The organism is Streptomyces sp. NPDC006332, assembly GCF_040612855.1.
GTDB lineage: Bacteria > Actinomycetota > Actinomycetes > Streptomycetales > Streptomycetaceae > Streptomyces.
Window position 1 is genome coordinate 37,252 of record NZ_JBEXRA010000051.1, and the last position, 14,529, is coordinate 51,780.

At 70.6% G+C, this 14,529-nt stretch carries 10 protein-coding genes; 6 read left to right on the forward strand and 4 right to left on the reverse strand.

The window, feature by feature from the left end:
• Positions 1-23 precede the first annotated feature (23 nt).
• The gene (locus ABZ027_RS34060) at positions 24-1,823 is read right to left on the reverse strand and encodes a serine hydrolase (RefSeq protein WP_356775170.1); all 1,800 of its coding nucleotides are present in this window, start codon (positions 1,821-1,823) and stop codon (positions 24-26) included.
• Positions 1,824-1,990: 167 nt separating this feature from the next.
• Here ABZ027_RS34060 and ABZ027_RS34065 point away from each other — a divergent pair, with 167 nt between their 5' ends.
• From ABZ027_RS34065 to ABZ027_RS34080, 4 genes are all read left to right on the forward strand, one after another.
• A complete protein-coding gene (locus tag ABZ027_RS34065; protein WP_356775172.1) occupies positions 1,991-3,118 on the forward strand; it encodes a nitronate monooxygenase family protein in 1,128 nt (375 codons plus the stop codon).
• Positions 3,115-4,689 carry an acyl-CoA synthetase gene (locus ABZ027_RS34070; RefSeq protein WP_356775174.1) on the forward strand — a complete coding sequence of 525 codons (1,575 nt, stop codon included), beginning with the start codon at positions 3,115-3,117 and terminating at the stop codon, positions 4,687-4,689. Before ABZ027_RS34065 ends, ABZ027_RS34070 begins: the two co-directional genes overlap by 4 nt.
• Positions 4,690-4,958: 269 nt before the next feature.
• Positions 4,959-5,861 carry an RNA polymerase sigma factor SigJ gene (sigJ, locus tag ABZ027_RS34075; protein WP_356775176.1) on the forward strand — a complete coding sequence of 301 codons (903 nt, stop codon included), beginning with the start codon at positions 4,959-4,961 and terminating at the stop codon, positions 5,859-5,861.
• 83 nt (positions 5,862-5,944) lie between these two features.
• A complete protein-coding gene (locus ABZ027_RS34080) occupies positions 5,945-7,444 on the forward strand; it encodes an acyl-CoA synthetase (RefSeq protein WP_356775178.1) in 1,500 nt (499 codons plus the stop codon).
• 9 nt (positions 7,445-7,453) lie between these two features.
• On the opposite strand, the gene paaK is transcribed toward ABZ027_RS34080, so the two are convergent.
• The gene (gene paaK, locus ABZ027_RS34085) at positions 7,454-8,752 is read right to left on the reverse strand and encodes a phenylacetate--CoA ligase PaaK (RefSeq protein WP_356775180.1); all 1,299 of its coding nucleotides are present in this window, start codon (positions 8,750-8,752) and stop codon (positions 7,454-7,456) included.
• A gap of 254 nt (positions 8,753-9,006) precedes the next feature.
• Between paaK and ABZ027_RS34090 the strand changes: the two genes are divergently transcribed.
• Positions 9,007-9,732, forward strand: coding sequence for an alpha/beta hydrolase (locus tag ABZ027_RS34090; RefSeq protein ID WP_356775182.1), 726 nt, complete (start codon positions 9,007-9,009; stop codon positions 9,730-9,732).
• A 4-nt stretch (positions 9,733-9,736) separates the two neighbouring features.
• Here the strand turns inward: ABZ027_RS34090 and ABZ027_RS34095 are convergent, their stop codons facing one another.
• Positions 9,737-11,791: a sulfatase gene (locus ABZ027_RS34095; protein WP_356775184.1), complete on the reverse strand. Its 2,055-nt coding sequence runs from the start codon at positions 11,789-11,791 to the stop codon at positions 9,737-9,739.
• Between the two features lie 115 nt (positions 11,792-11,906).
• Complete coding sequence (locus ABZ027_RS34100) at positions 11,907-13,526, reverse strand: acyl-CoA synthetase (RefSeq protein ID WP_356775186.1); 1,620 nt, start codon at positions 13,524-13,526, stop codon at positions 11,907-11,909.
• A gap of 174 nt (positions 13,527-13,700) precedes the next feature.
• On the opposite strand from ABZ027_RS34100, the gene ABZ027_RS34105 reads away from it, so the two are divergent.
• Positions 13,701-14,501, forward strand: coding sequence for a crotonase/enoyl-CoA hydratase family protein (locus ABZ027_RS34105; RefSeq protein ID WP_356775188.1), 801 nt, complete (start codon positions 13,701-13,703; stop codon positions 14,499-14,501).
• The last annotated feature ends 28 nt before the right edge of the window (positions 14,502-14,529 follow it).

Here is a 14,529-nt window from a genome sequence, read left to right on the forward strand (position 1 = left end):
TTGCGGCCGACGCCCCCGGGACCCTAGTCCGCCGACGGCACCCACCCGGCCGCCTCGACGCGCGCCGCGTCCGCCGGACGCGCCTCGTCGAACAGGACACCGGCCGCCGCCTCGACCCGCACCCCGTCGACGTAGGCGCCGCGGCCGACGTACCGTCCGTCGGTCGTGTACCGCCAGCGCAGGACCAGGTGGCGGGCGGTCGGCAGGTCGGCCGTGAGGTGGTGCCAGACGCGGCCCGACCAGCCGGTGGCCGTGCCGTCCGGGTGGTGCAGCGGCCGGCCGCCGGGTCGTTTCGTCGTGAACGGGACCGGCAGCCAGCTCGCGCCGCCGTCCGTCGAGGCCTCCAGGACGAGCACATCCGTCCGTGGCTCGGTGTCCCACCACAGTGCGCAGCGCAGTCGCGCGGCGTCCGAGGACGTGTCGAGGCCGGGAAGGCCGAGCGTGGCGGTCGTGGAGCTCGCCATGCCCGAGAACCAGGCGCCGCGTCCGTGCGCGGGCCGGACCGCGACGGCCCGTGCCATGTCGTTGCCGGCCGCCACCCGGGGAGCGGACCCCGACCGCCAACCACGCACCGGGTGCACCGAGTTGCCGAGCACGATCAGGAAGGAGTCGGTCGTCGGGTCGAGGACCAGCGAGGTCCCGGTGAACCCGGTGTGGCCTGCGGTGCGCGGGGTGGCCATCGCGCCCATGTACCAGTGCTGGTAGAGCTCGAAGCCGAGGCCGTGCTCGTCGCCGGGGAAGGCGGTGTTGAAGTCGGTGAACAGCAGCTCCACCGACTCCGGCCGCAGGATGCGGGCACGGCCGTAGGTGCCGCCGTTGAGCAGCGTCCGGCCGAGGACGGCCAGGTCCCAGGCGTTCGAGAACACCCCGGCGTGACCGGCCACGCCACCGAGGCTGAACGCGTTCTCGTCGTGCACCTCACCCCACACGAGGCCTCGGTCGAGCCCCGACCAGGGGGCGCGGGCGTCCTCCGTCGCGGCGATCCTGGGTCTCCAGGACGCGGGCGGGTTGTAGCGGGTGTGGCGGAGGCCGAGCGGCGCGGTGATCCCGTCGTGGAGGAGGGCGTCGAGTGAGCGGCCGGTGATCTTCTCCAGCACAAGTTGCAGTGAGATCAGGTTGAGGTCCGAGTAGAGGTAGGCGGATCCCGGCGGGTTGAGCGGCGCCTCGTCCCAGATGAGCCGGAGTTTCTCCTCGTACGACGGGGCCTTGTAGAGGGGTATCCAGGCGCGGAACCCCGAGGTGTGGGTGAGGAGTTGACGGATCGTGATGTCCTGCTTGCCGACCCCGCCGAACTCCGGAAGGTATCGGGCGACCCTGCCCTCCAGCTCCAGCGCGCCCCGCTCGATCTGCTGCACCGCGAGGATCGAGGTGAACAGTTTTGAGACGGAGGCGAGATCGAAGACGGTGTCCTCGGTCATGGGGATCTGCTGGGCGGCCGGGAACTCGACGCCCGTGTCGGTCGTCTCGTCGTACGACCGGTAGCGCACCGCCATGCCGATGGGCTGGTGCAGGGCCACTGTGCCGCCCCGCCCGGCGAGCAGCACGGCGCCCGCGTACCAGGGATGGCTGGGGGAGGGGCCGAGGAAGGCCTCGGCGTCGGCGACGAGTTGACGCAGGTGTGCGGGAAGCAGCCCGGCGCGCTGGGGGGAGCCGTATCGCAGGGTGGGACGTCCGGTCGGCCGGGTCGCCCCGGCCGCGTCGGTGGGTCCCGCCGGGAACGGGGCGAGAGTGAGGGCGCCGCCCAAGCTCACTGCCACGCGCCCGAGTTGACGGCGAGTCGGTCCGCTGCCCTTCGTCCCTCTGTCCGCCGTGTCGTCCTTCATGGGTGAACCTCCCGCTGACTGAAAGTATCTTTCCGGGATCACCTTGCGCGGTGAAACTTTCGTGTCAGGTGGGCGCTGTGTCAACGGGACGTGCGGCCACCCAAGAAAACTGACGGAGCATCAGAAAACCTCTTCCGTCGTCCGGAGGACTGCGGCATCCTGCGCCCATGCAGACGGAGCTGAGCAAGACACTCGGAGTCGAGCACGCCGTCTTCGGCTTCACGCCGTTCCCCGCCGTCGCCGCGGCCATCAGCCGGGCCGGCGGATTCGGGGTGCTCGGCGCGGTCCGCTACACCGCCCCCGACGACCTCAAACGCGACCTCGACTGGATCGAGGCGCACATCGGCGGCAAGCCGTACGGTCTCGACGTCGTCATGCCCGCCAAGAAGGTCGAGGCCTCGGGGAACCGGACACTGACCGAGGCCGACGTCGAGGCGATGATCCCCGAGGGGCACCGGCAGTTCGTCCGGGACACCCTCGCCAAGCACGGCGTACCCGAACTCGCCGAGGGCGAGGCCTCCGGCTGGCGCATCACCGGCTGGATGGAACACGTCGCCCGCACCCAACTCGACGTCGCCTTCGACTATCCGATACGGCTGCTGGCGAACGCCCTCGGCTCACCGCCCGCCGACGTGGTGGACCGCGCCCACGACCAGGGCGTGCTCGTCGCCGCGCTCGCGGGCAGCGCCCGGCACGCCCGCAAGCACCAGGAAGCGGGCATCGACATCGTGGTCGCCCAGGGGTACGAGGCCGGCGGTCACACCGGCGAGATCGCCTCCATGGTGCTCACACCCGAGGTGGTCGAGGCCGTCGACCCACTGCCGGTGCTGGCCGCCGGGGGAATCGGCAGCGGGCAGCAGGTGGCGGCAGCGCTGGCGCTCGGCGCCCAGGGGGTGTGGCTGGGTTCCCTGTGGCTGACCACCACGGAGGCGGACATGCATTCGCCCGCGCTGACCCGGAAGCTGCTCGCCGCCGGTTCCGGCGACACCGTCCGTTCCCGCGCCCTCACCGGCAAGCCGGCCCGCCAACTGCGCACCGAGTGGACCGACGCCTGGGACGACCCGGACGGGCCCGGCACCCTCCCCATGCCCCTGCAGGGACTCCTCGTCGCCGAGGCCGTCTCACGCATCCAGACGTACGAGGTCGAACCGCTGCTGGGTACGCCGGTCGGTCAGATCGTCGGCCGGATGACCAGCGAACGCAGCGTTCAGGCCGTCTTCGACGACCTCACCCGGGGCTTCGAACGGGCCGTCGACCGTGTCAACCGCATCGCCGGAAGGAGCGGCCAGTCGTGAGCACCTCTCCCGCTGCCACCCCCAGCACACCCCCCACCGGCTTCTGGGCCCAGGCCACCGCGGACCCGAACCGCACGGTCCTCATCGCACCCGACGGTGAACCCTGGACCGCCGGGCGCCTGCACGCCGCCACCAACCGCCTCGTCCACGGGCTGCGCGCGGCCGGACTGGAACGCGGCGACGCCTTCGCGGTGGTCCTGCCCAACGGGCCGGAGTTCTTCACCGCGTACCTGGCCGCCACCCAGGCCGGCTTCTACCTCGTCCCCGTCAACCACCATCTCGTCGGCCCCGAGATCGCCTGGATCGTCGCCGACTCCGGCGCCAAGGTCCTCCTCGCCCACGAACGCTTCGCCGGGCCCGCCCGCCACGCCGCCGACGAGGCCGGCCTTCCCGCCACCCACCGGTACGCGGTCGGCACGGTCGAAGGTTTCCGGCCGTACGCCGAACTCCTCGACGGACAACCGGAGTCGGCGCCCACCGACCGCACCCTCGGCTGGGTCATGAACTACACCTCGGGCACCACCGGCCGCCCGCGCGGCATCCGGCGCCCGCTGCCCGGCAAGCCACCCGAGGAGGCGTACCTCGGCGGCTTCCTCGGCATCTTCGGCATCCGCCCGTTCGACGACAACGTGCACCTCGTCTGCTCACCGCTCTACCACACCGCCGTCCTCCAGTTCGCGGGCGCGTCCCTGCACATCGGCCACCGCCTGGTCCTGATGGACAAGTGGACGCCCGAGGAGATGCTCCGCCTGATCGACACCCACCGGTGCACGCACACCCACATGGTCCCCACCCAGTTCCACCGCCTCCTGGCCCTGCCGGCGGACATACGGGCGCGCTACGACGTGTCGTCCATGCGGCACGCCATCCACGGCGCCGCGCCCTGCCCCGACCACGTCAAACGGGCAATGATCGACTGGTGGGGCCACTGTGTGGAGGAGTACTACGCGGCCAGCGAGGGCGGCGGTGCCTTCGCGACCGCCGAGGACTGGCTGAAGAAGCCCGGCACGGTCGGCAAGGCCTGGCCCATCAGCGAGCTCGCGATCTTCGACGACGACGGCAACCGGCTGCCCCCCGGCGAGCTCGGCACCGTCTACCTGAAGATGAACACCGGCGGCTTCTCGTACCACAAGGACGACGCCAAGACGCGGAAGAACCGCATCGGTGACTTCTTCACCGTGGGCGACCTCGGCTGCCTCGACGAGGACGGCTACCTCTTCCTCCGCGACCGCAAGATCGACATGATCATCTCGGGTGGCGTGAACATCTACCCGGCCGAGATCGAGTCGGCCCTGCTGGCCCACCCCGCGGTCGCCGATGCCGCCGCCTTCGGCATCCCGCACGACGACTGGGGCGAGGAGGTCAAGGCGGTCGTCGAGGCGGCACCCGGCCACGAGCCCGGGCCCGCCCTCGCCGCCGAGCTCCTCGACCACTGCGCCGGTCAACTCGCCGGGTACAAGCGGCCCAAGAGCGTCGACTTCATCGCCGAGATGCCCCGCGACCCCAACGGCAAGCTGTACAAGCGGCGGCTGCGGGACCCCTACTGGGAGGGCCGTACGCGACCGGTGTGACCAGCGGCCGTCCCGGCGAGTTGTCACCTACGGGGTGACGCCGCCGTCACCCCGGAACCTTCCCCCGGGGACGGTCGGCGACCGGGACGGCGCCTTCTCGAACGAAACCGGACCGACGTGTGCGCGGCTCCACCCCGAACCGGCGCCGCCGCCGAGCAGATTGGCGCGAGGGGTTCGTGGCGGAGTTGACTGGTACGGCCACGGCGCGACGAACGCGGCCACCGCACACGCCCGCGCCGCGCATCGAACGACTGGGAAGGACACGGGCATTGGAAACCCCGGAACCGGCGGCCGAGCAGTTCGAGACATACCGTCCGCTGCTGCTCGGGCTCGCCTACCGGCTGCTCGGCAGCATGGGGGACGCCGAGGACATCGTCCAGGACGCCCACCTGCGGTGGACCGGCACCGATCGCACCGGGACCCGCGTAACCGGGGCCTTCCTCGTCACCGTCGTCTCGCGACTCGCCCTCGAACGGCTCCGGTCGGCACGGGCGGCCCGCGAGGCGTACCCCGGGCCCTGGCTGCCCGAACCCGTGGCCACCGAAGCGCTCGGTCCGCTGGACACCGCGGAGCGGCGGAACACCGTCGCCTATGCCACCGTCCACCTGATGGAACGTCTGTCACCCCCCGAGCGGGCGGTGTTCGTCCTGCGTGCGGTTTTCGAACTGTCCTACGGCGAGATCGCGCGCGTCATCGACACCACCGAGACCAGCTGCCGCCAGATGCACCTGCGGGGCGCCCGTCGACTCGCCGCCGGACGCGACCGGTTCGCTCTCGCCGAGGACGAGCACGCCAAGCTGCTCACACGGTTCCTGGAGGCCGTGCAGAGCGGTGACCTGGCCGCCCTCACCGACCTCCTGACCGATGACGTGACCGCTTGGAACGACGGCGGCGGCAAGGTCAGGGCGGCTCTGCGGCCCATCGAGGGCCGGGACCAGGTCGTCCTGTTCCTCTCCGGCCTGGCCGTCCGACGACCGTTCGGGACGCCCCGCCGGGTGGACGTCAACGGCCGCCCCGCGATGGCGCTCACGGTCGACGGCATCGACCAGCTCGTCACGATCGACGTGCGCGACGGCCTGATCGACGGCACCTACGCGGTACTGAACCCCGACAAGCTCGGCCATGTGCGGGCCCGGCTCGGGCCTGCCGACGCCGTCGGGAACGAGCGGTAGAGCGCACCGACGAACGGGCGTCCCGAGGCGGGGTTCTCGACGGTGCTTGACCTCCCTCCGCGACGGACCGAGGATCATGTGTCATGACGCCTGGACACGGCAGTACGGTTGACGGGGTGCTGCGCCGCAGCGCCCGACGCACCCCGGCGCGCGTGGCGGTGGAGTACGCCGACCGCGCCTGGACGTACGACGAACTGGACCAGGCCGTCTCCCGGGCGGCCGGGCTGCTTCTCGGTGAGGGACTCGTCCCCGGCGACCGGGTCGGCGCCTACGGCCACAACTCCGACGCCTACCTGATCGGTTTCCTCGGCTGTGCCCGCGCCGGCCTGGTGCACGTGCCGGTCAACCAGAACCTGACCGGCGACGACCTCGCGTACATCGTGAACCAGTCGGGCACCTCGCTGGTGCTGGCCGACCCGGACCTCGCCGGTCAACTCCCGGACGGCGTACGGACGTTGCCGCTGCGTGACACCGAGGACTCGCTGCTGGCGCGGCTGGCCTCGACACCCGCGTACGACGGCCCGGAGCCGCGCGGTGAGGACCTGGTGCAGTTGCTCTACACCTCCGGCACCACGGCCCTGCCCAAAGGCGCGATGATGACCCACCGTGCCCTGGTGCACGAGTACCTGAGCGCGATCACCGCTCTCGACCTCAGCGCGGGCGACCGCCCGGTGCACTCGCTGCCGCTGTACCACTCGGCCCAGATGCATGTGTTCCTGCTGCCGTACCTTGCGGTCGGCGCCACCAACACCATCCTCGACGCCCCGGACGGCGACCGCCTGTTCGACCTGATCGAGTCCGGCCGTGTGGACAGCCTCTTCGCCCCGCCCACGGTCTGGATCGCTCTGTCCGGCCGCCCCGACTTCGCCACCCGTGACCTCGGCGGACTGCGCAAGGCGTACTACGGCGCGTCGATCATGCCGGTGCCCGTCCTGGAACGGCTGCGGGAGCGGCTCCCGAAGCTGGCCTTCTACAACTGCTTCGGCCAGAGCGAGATCGGCCCCCTGGCGACCGTCCTCGCCCCCGACGAGCACAAGGGCCGGATGGACTCCTGCGGCCGGCCCGTCCTGTTCGTGGACGCCCGGGTGGTCGACGAGGACGGCAAGGAGGTGCCCGACGGCACCCCCGGCGAAGTCGTCTACCGTTCCCCGCAGTTGTGCGAGGGCTACTGGGACAAGCCCGAGGAGACCGCCGACGCCTTCCGTGACGGCTGGTTCCACTCCGGCGACCTCGCGGTGCGGGACGCGCACGGCTACTTCACCATCGTCGACCGGGTGAAGGACGTCATCAACTCCGGTGGTGTCCTGGTCGCTTCACGCCAGGTCGAGGACGCGCTCTACACCCACGACGCCGTCGCGGAGGTCGCGGTGATCGGCCTGCCCGACGACCGGTGGATCGAGGCCGTCACCGCGGTCGTCGTCCCGCGCGGCGAGGTCACCGAGGAGGACCTCCTCGCCCACGCCCGCGAGAAGCTCGCCCACTTCAAGGCGCCGAAGCGGGTGGTGTTCGTGGACGAACTCCCTCGCAACGCCAGCGGGAAGATCCTCAAGCGGGAGCTCAGGGACAGGTTCTCCCACAGTTAGACACCTACCTCACTGGCGTGGACGCAGGTCCTCGATCCGGCGGATCTTGCCCACCGACCGCTCCAGCGACTCCGGATCGACGATCTCGACCAGGGCCGACACGCCGATACCGTCCTTCACGGCCGCCGTGATGGCCCGCGCTGCCGTTTCACGGTCCTCGGGCGTGGCACCGGGGCGGGCCTCCGCCCTGACCGTGAGGGAGTCCAGGCGGCCCTCGCGGGTGAGCCGGAGCTGGAAGTGGGGTGCGACACCCGGCGTGCGCAGCACGATCTCCTCGATCTGGGTGGGGAAGAGGTTCACCCCGCGCAGGATCACCATGTCGTCGCTGCGGCCGGTCACCTTCTCCATCCGCCGGAAGGCGCGGGCCGTGCCCGGCAGCAGGCGGGTCAGGTCCCGCGTCCGGTAGCGGACCACCGGCATGGCCTCCTTGGTGAGCGAGGTGAAGACCAGCTCGCCCCGCTCGCCGTCGGGCAGCACCTCGCCGGTGATCGGGTCGACGACCTCGGGGAAGAAGTGGTCCTCCCAGATGTGCAGCCCGTCCTTGGTCTCCACGCACTCCTGCGCGACCCCGGGGCCGATCACCTCGGACAGCCCGTATATGTCCACGGCGTCGATCGCGAACCGCTCCTCGATCTCCTGCCGCATCTGCTCGGTCCACGGTTCGGCGCCGAAGACCCCGACCCGCAGCGAGGTGGAGCGCGGATCGACGCCCTGCCGCTCGAACTCGTCGAGGATCGTCAGCATGTACGACGGCGTCACCATGATGATCTCGGGCCGGAGGTCCTGGATCAGCTGGACCTGGCGGGCCGTCATGCCGCCGGACGCGGGAATGACCGTACAGCCGAGACGTTCGGCGCCGTAGTGCGCTCCGAGCCCGCCGGTGAACAGCCCGTAGCCGTACGCCACATGCACCGTGTCACCGGGCCGCCCGCCCGCCGCGCGGATGGAGCGCGCCACCATGTCGGACCACAGGGAGAGGTCGCCGTCGGTGTAGCCGACGACCGTGGGGCGCCCGGTGGTGCCGCTCGACGCGTGCAGGCGCCGGATGCGGTCCCGGGGCACGGCGAACATCCCGTACGGATAGTTCTCCCGCAGGTCCGCCTTGGTGGTGAAGGGAAATCGGGCCAGGTCGGCCAGCGAGCGGCAGTCGTCCGGGCGGATCCCGGCCTTGTCGAAGGACTCCCGGTAGAAGGGCACATGGTCGTAGGCATGCCGCAGCGAGGCGCGCAACCGCTCCAGCTGCACCGTCCGCAGCGCCTGCGCGTCGAGCCGTTCCCCCGGGTCCAGCAGGTCCGTCGCGTCCGTCATGCCGACCTCTCCCTCCGCACCGTCCAGGCGACCGATCATTCGGTCGACGTGTTCGGGATCAGTAATCCAGGCGGCCCCCGGCGGGGCAAGGGGAGGGCCCGCACTTTCTGCCAGGCAACCCCGTCGCGGCCCTCCCGCCCGGTCACCCGGATCGCCGACACGCCGAACTGTCACCCCTTCAGGGCCGGTGCCCCGCCTCTGCTGTCGGCAGAAGCGGGCCGTGGTCCGTCGGTCCCGCGGATACGGTCATCGGCATGGACATCGCACCGCGCACCGTCAAGGCGAACGGCATCACCCTCGCGTACCGTGCCTGGGGTCCTGAGGGCGCGCCGCCGCTGCTCCTGCTGCACTGCAGGGGCGCTGACGGCGCGGACTGGGCGCCGATCGCCGCGCGGCTGGCCGTGGGTGTCCCGGCCCGCCGTGTGTACGCCCCCGACCTGCGCGGTCACGGCCGCAGCGACTGGCCCGGCACCGAACCGGGCGCGGGCCCCGAGGTGTACGCGTACGAGGCGATGTGCGCCGACGTCCTGGACTTCCTCGCCGCCCTCGGTATCGAGCGCGCCGACGTGGTGGGGCACTCGCTGGGAGGCGCCGTCGGCTACCTGCTCGCACAGCGCGCACCCGAGGTCGTACGACGTCTCGTCCTGGAGGACGTGCCCGCGCCGATACCGCTCGACCCGCCCCGCCCGCCCGCCGCCCGACCCGACGGCGACCTGCCGTTCGACTGGGCCATGGTGCGGGCCACCGACGGACAGCGCAACGCCCCCGATCCCGTGTGGTGGGACCACATGGATCGGATCACCATGCCCACACTGCTGATCGGGGGCGGGGCCACCAGCCTCATCCCGCAGGATCAGATCGCCGTCCTCGCCGAACTGATCCCGGACTCCCGGCTGGTGACCATCGACGCCGGACATCTGGTGCACGAGACGCGACCGGAGGAGTTCCTGGCCGCGCTGGAGGACTTCCTGACGGCCTGAGGCATCACTTCCCGTACGCGGTCATGAAGCGGTCGCGGAACTTGTCCATGCCCCAGGCCGGTGCGTTCTCGGCAGGCTTGAGCCCGTCGCTCCAGCCCCAGTCGGATATCCGGTCCAGCACCTTCTTGTCGTGGGCGACGATCGTGATCGGCACGTCCTTGCGGTTGTCGCCGGCCGTGACCGTGGGGACCGGCTGGTGGTCGCCGAGGAAGACCAGGACCGTGTTCTCGTCGCCGTAGCGCTCGACCCACTCGGTCAGACTCTGCAGCGAGTACTGGACGGCCTTCCGGTACTCGGTGCGCACACGTTCCGGCTTCTGCCAGACCTCCGTGGGGTCGGTGCCCTCCTTCTTGATCTGCTCGAAGACGGATCCGTCGCCGAGCTTGTCCCAGTCGGTCATGCGCGCGATGGGGGACCAGGGGTTGTGGCTGGAGGCCAGGATGATCTCCGCCATGATCGGATCGCGGTTCTTCTTGCCGTGCTCCAGGCGTTCGAAGGCCTCTAGGCTGAACTGGTCCGGCACGGGCGTCCAGCTGAAGTACGGGCCGTTGTAGCCGAGATGTGTGGAGTCGTAGATGTGGTCGAGGCCGAAGTACTTGCCCTCCGGCCAGGCCTTGCGCACACCGGGGACGACGCCGACCGTGCGCCAGGCACCGGTCTTCTGGAAGTAGCTGGTGAGGGTCGCGCGGTCGCCCGTGGTCAGGGCCCGGTACCGCTGCTGGTTCTTGACCCACAGGCCGGACAGGAACGTCGAGTGGGCGAGCCAGCTGCCGGCGCCCGCCACCGGCGACCTGAGCCAGGCGCTGCGCGACTCGAAACCGGCCGCCTTGAGCCGACCCGTGCCCTCCTTCAGGGTCGCGTCCAACTCCGGTGCCATCGCCGGGTCGTCGAGGGCGACACGGCCGTAGCTCTCGATGAACGTGAACATGACGTCCTTGCCGCGCAGTCCGGTCAGCAGCTGGTCCGGCGGGGTGGCGGCGAAGGCGTCGACGGCGGCCTGCTTCTCGAAGACCTTGGCGTCGCCCAGGCCGTTGCGCACGCTCTCCACCCGGTTGGCGAGGAACTCGGTGTTGCCCTTGGTCGCTATCGTGACTCCGCCGACCTGCACGCCCAGCGTGAAGCAGGTGATCCACGCGGTGCCGAGAACGAGGGTGGTGGGGACGGCCGCCGGACGGTGCCGGGCCATGACGTTCGTCAGCCGCACCACCGCGAGCGTGCTCAGCGTGAGGACGGCGATCAGCAGGACGATCACCCCGACCACCGCGAGCACCTCGCCCGCGCGGCCGAACGACTCCCTGACGAAGTCGGCGGCGTCGTCCAGCAGGATCCAGTCGAAGACGAGGTCGAAGGGGCGGGCCAGGAACTGGTTGAAGCCCATGTCCATGAACTTCAGGACGGTGAACAGGCCGAGGAAGGACCCTGAGACCACGGCCGTGATCCGCCGCGGCTTTTCGGGAAGCGTGAGCAGCAGACACGCCAGGACGATCCCCTCGACCGGCAGGCGGAGGAAGGAGAACAGCGTGAGCTTGTCGAGCCGGTTGGGCATGAGCAGCGCGGCGAGCACAAACGCTCCGGCCAGCACGCTCGTTCCTACGGCCACACCGCGTGCGGCGCTGGGATAGCGGCGGCGCCAACCGAACCAACCGGGTTTCGGCGAGCCAACGGCCTCGCCGAGGTCGGGCTGGTCCTCGGCCGCCGCTTGCGCCGGATCGGCGGCGGTGCCGTCCGACGCCTCCGGCGCGGCTGCCTTCTCCTCGTCGGCTGGTGCTCCTGCCCGTCCGTCCTCGTCCGGTGCTCCCGCCTTCTCCTCGCCGGCCGGTTCTCCGTCCCGTCCGTCCTCGTCCGGTGCTCCTGCCTGCTCGCCGTCGGTCGTTGCTCCCGTCCGCGTGTCCTCTTCCGGTGCGGCTTCTTCCGGCTCTACGGCCGTCCCCTCCGCCGTACCGACACCTCCGCCCGCCTCGTCCTCTCTCGGCCCGTCAGCCACAGCGGAATCGCCGCCGTCCGGGACCGCCTCACCCTCGGTGTCGGGCAGTTGACGATGGCGAGTGAAGAGCGACACCCGGCGGTCCTTCCGTGCAGTCGTGCAATGGCATGGCAAACAAGGCCCGAGGGCCGAACCTGCCACCACCAGTACGTCCACACGTCGTCATCGGTTCAACCGAGGGACCCGGAATTCATTCTTCCGCCGCCGCGGCCACCTCCCGGGCCCACCGGTAGTCCGCCTTGCCGCTGGGCGAGCGCCGGAGCGTCTGGGTGATCACCAGCCGACGCGGGATCTTGTAACCGGCCAGCCGGGCACGGCAGTGCGTCTGGATCTCCTCCAGGGACAGCCGCGGGGCACCACCGCGCAACTGCACCACGGCCGCCACCTGGTGTCCCCACTTCGCGTCCGGCACCCCGGCCACCAGCGCGTCGTACACGTCCGGATGGGACTTGAGCGCCTGCTCGACCTCCTCCGGATACACCTTCTCCCCGCCCGTGTTGATGCACTGCGAGCCCCGCCCGAGAACGGTGACCACACCCTCCTCGTCGACGGTGGCCATGTCGCCGAGCAGCACCCACCGCTCGCCGTCCTTCTCGAAGAAGGTCTCGGCGGTCTTGCGCGCGTCGTTGTAGTAGCCGAGCGGCACATGACCGCACTGGGCGACCCGCCCGATCTCGCCCACGGCGACCGGCTCGCGGGTCGCCTGATCCACCACCTGCGTACGGGAGTTGACGCGGACGCGGAAGCCCCGCTCGGGGCCGGAGTCCGCCGTGGCCGTGCCGTTGAAGCCCGACTCCGAGGAGCCGAAGTTGTTGAGCAGCATCACGTTCGGGACGAGCGCCTGGAACTGCCGGCGGACCGTGTCCGACATGATCGCCCCGGAGGACGACACGTTGAACATCGAGGACATGTCGACGCCCTTCAACGGACCTTCGAGCGCGTCGATCAGCGGACGCAGCATCGCGTCGCCGACCAGCGACATGCTGGTGACCTTCTCCTTCTCGATCGTCCGCAGCACCTCCTCCGGCACGAACTTGCGGTGCAGCACCACCCGTTGGCCGAAGTTGAAGCCGATGAGGGCCGTCAGCGTGGAGGTGCCGTGCATCAGCGGGGGAGCGGGCAGGAAGGTGAGCCCCGCCCCGCCGGCCGCGACCCGCTCGGCCAGTTCCTCGGGTCGCTTCACCGGGTCACCGGTCGGCGCGCCGCCGCCGAGCCCGGAGAAGAACAGGTCCTCCTGGCGCCACATCACGCCCTTGGGCATCCCGGTCGTGCCGCCGGTGTAGATGATGAACTGGTCGTCTCCCGAGCGGGACGCGAAGCCGCGTTCGGCGGACGCCGCCGCCTCGGCGTCCGTGAAGGCGACCGCCGCGACCTCGGCCGCCCCCGGTGCCGGCGTTCCGACCCGCACCAGGTGCCGCAGCGCGTCCGTGTGCGGCAGTGCCGCCGCCACCAGGTCCGTGAACTCCGCGTCGAAGACCAGGCCCACCAGGTCGGCGTCCCGGTAGAGATAGACCAACTCGTCTTCCACGTACCGGTAGTTGACGTTGACCGGCACGATCCGCGCCTTCAGGCAGCCGAGCACGGTCTGCAGGTACTCGACGCCGTTGTACAGGTGCAGCCCGACGTGCTCGCCGGGACGCACTCCGCTGTCGAGGAGATGGTGGCCGACGCGATTGGCGGCCGCGTCCAGCTCCGCGTACGTCAGACGGCGCTCCGCGCCGGTGCCGGGGTGGTCGACGTACACGAGTGCCTCGCGGTCCGGGACCACGTCGACGACGGACTCGAACAGGTCGGCAAGGTTGTACTCCACCGCTCCTCCTGACCCCGGGTGCCTGGCATCGGTCGGTTCGCCGTCATCAGAGCAAAGGGCGCCGCAACTGTGAAGGGCCCGCACCGAAGAAATCTGACTGTGTGTCAGAAAACCCTTGAAGTGCCCCGGCCACTCCTGCAACCTGTTCTCGTTCTGTCAGAGGGGAGATGGCCCATGGCTGGGACGGAACACCTCACGGTGCGACGCGAAGGCGCCACACTGGTACTCACGCTCAACAGGCCCGACGCCAAGAACGCGCTCTCACTGTCGATGCTGGTCGGTCTGTACGACGGCTGGATCGAGGCCGACGCCGACGACGAGATCCGCTCGATCGTGCTCACCGGCGCAGGCGGCGCGTTCTGCGCGGGCATGGACCTCAAAGCCCTCGCCGGCAAGGGGATGGAGGGCGAGCACCTCCGGGACCGACTGAAGGCCGACCCGGACCTGCACTGGAAGGCGATGCTGCGCCACCACCGCCCGTGCAAGCCGGTGATCGCCGCCGTCGAGGGGTACTGCGTCGCCGGCGGTACCGAGATCCTCCAGGGCACCGACGTCCGCGTCGCGGGCGAGTCCGCGACCTTCGGCCTGTTCGAGGTCAGACGCGGCCTCTTCCCGATCGGCGGTTCCACGGTCCGGCTGCAACGCCAGATCCCCCGCACCCACGCGCTGGAGATGCTGCTCACCGGCCGCCCCTACAGCGCCCGCGAGGCCGCCGGCATCGGCCTGATCGGTCATGTCGTCCCCGACGGCGACGCGCTCGCCAAGGCGCTGGAGATCGCCGAACAGATCAACGCCTGCGGCCCGCTCGCCGTCGAGGCCGTCAAAGCCTCGGTGTACGAGACCGCGGAACTGACCGAGACCGACGGCCTCGCCGCCGAACTCGAGCGCGGCTGGCCCGTCTTCGACACCGCCGACGCCAAGGAAGGCGCCCGCGCTTTCGCGGAGAAACGACCGCCCGAGTACAAGCGCGCCTGACCTCCTGCCCGGACCGCACCCGACCCTC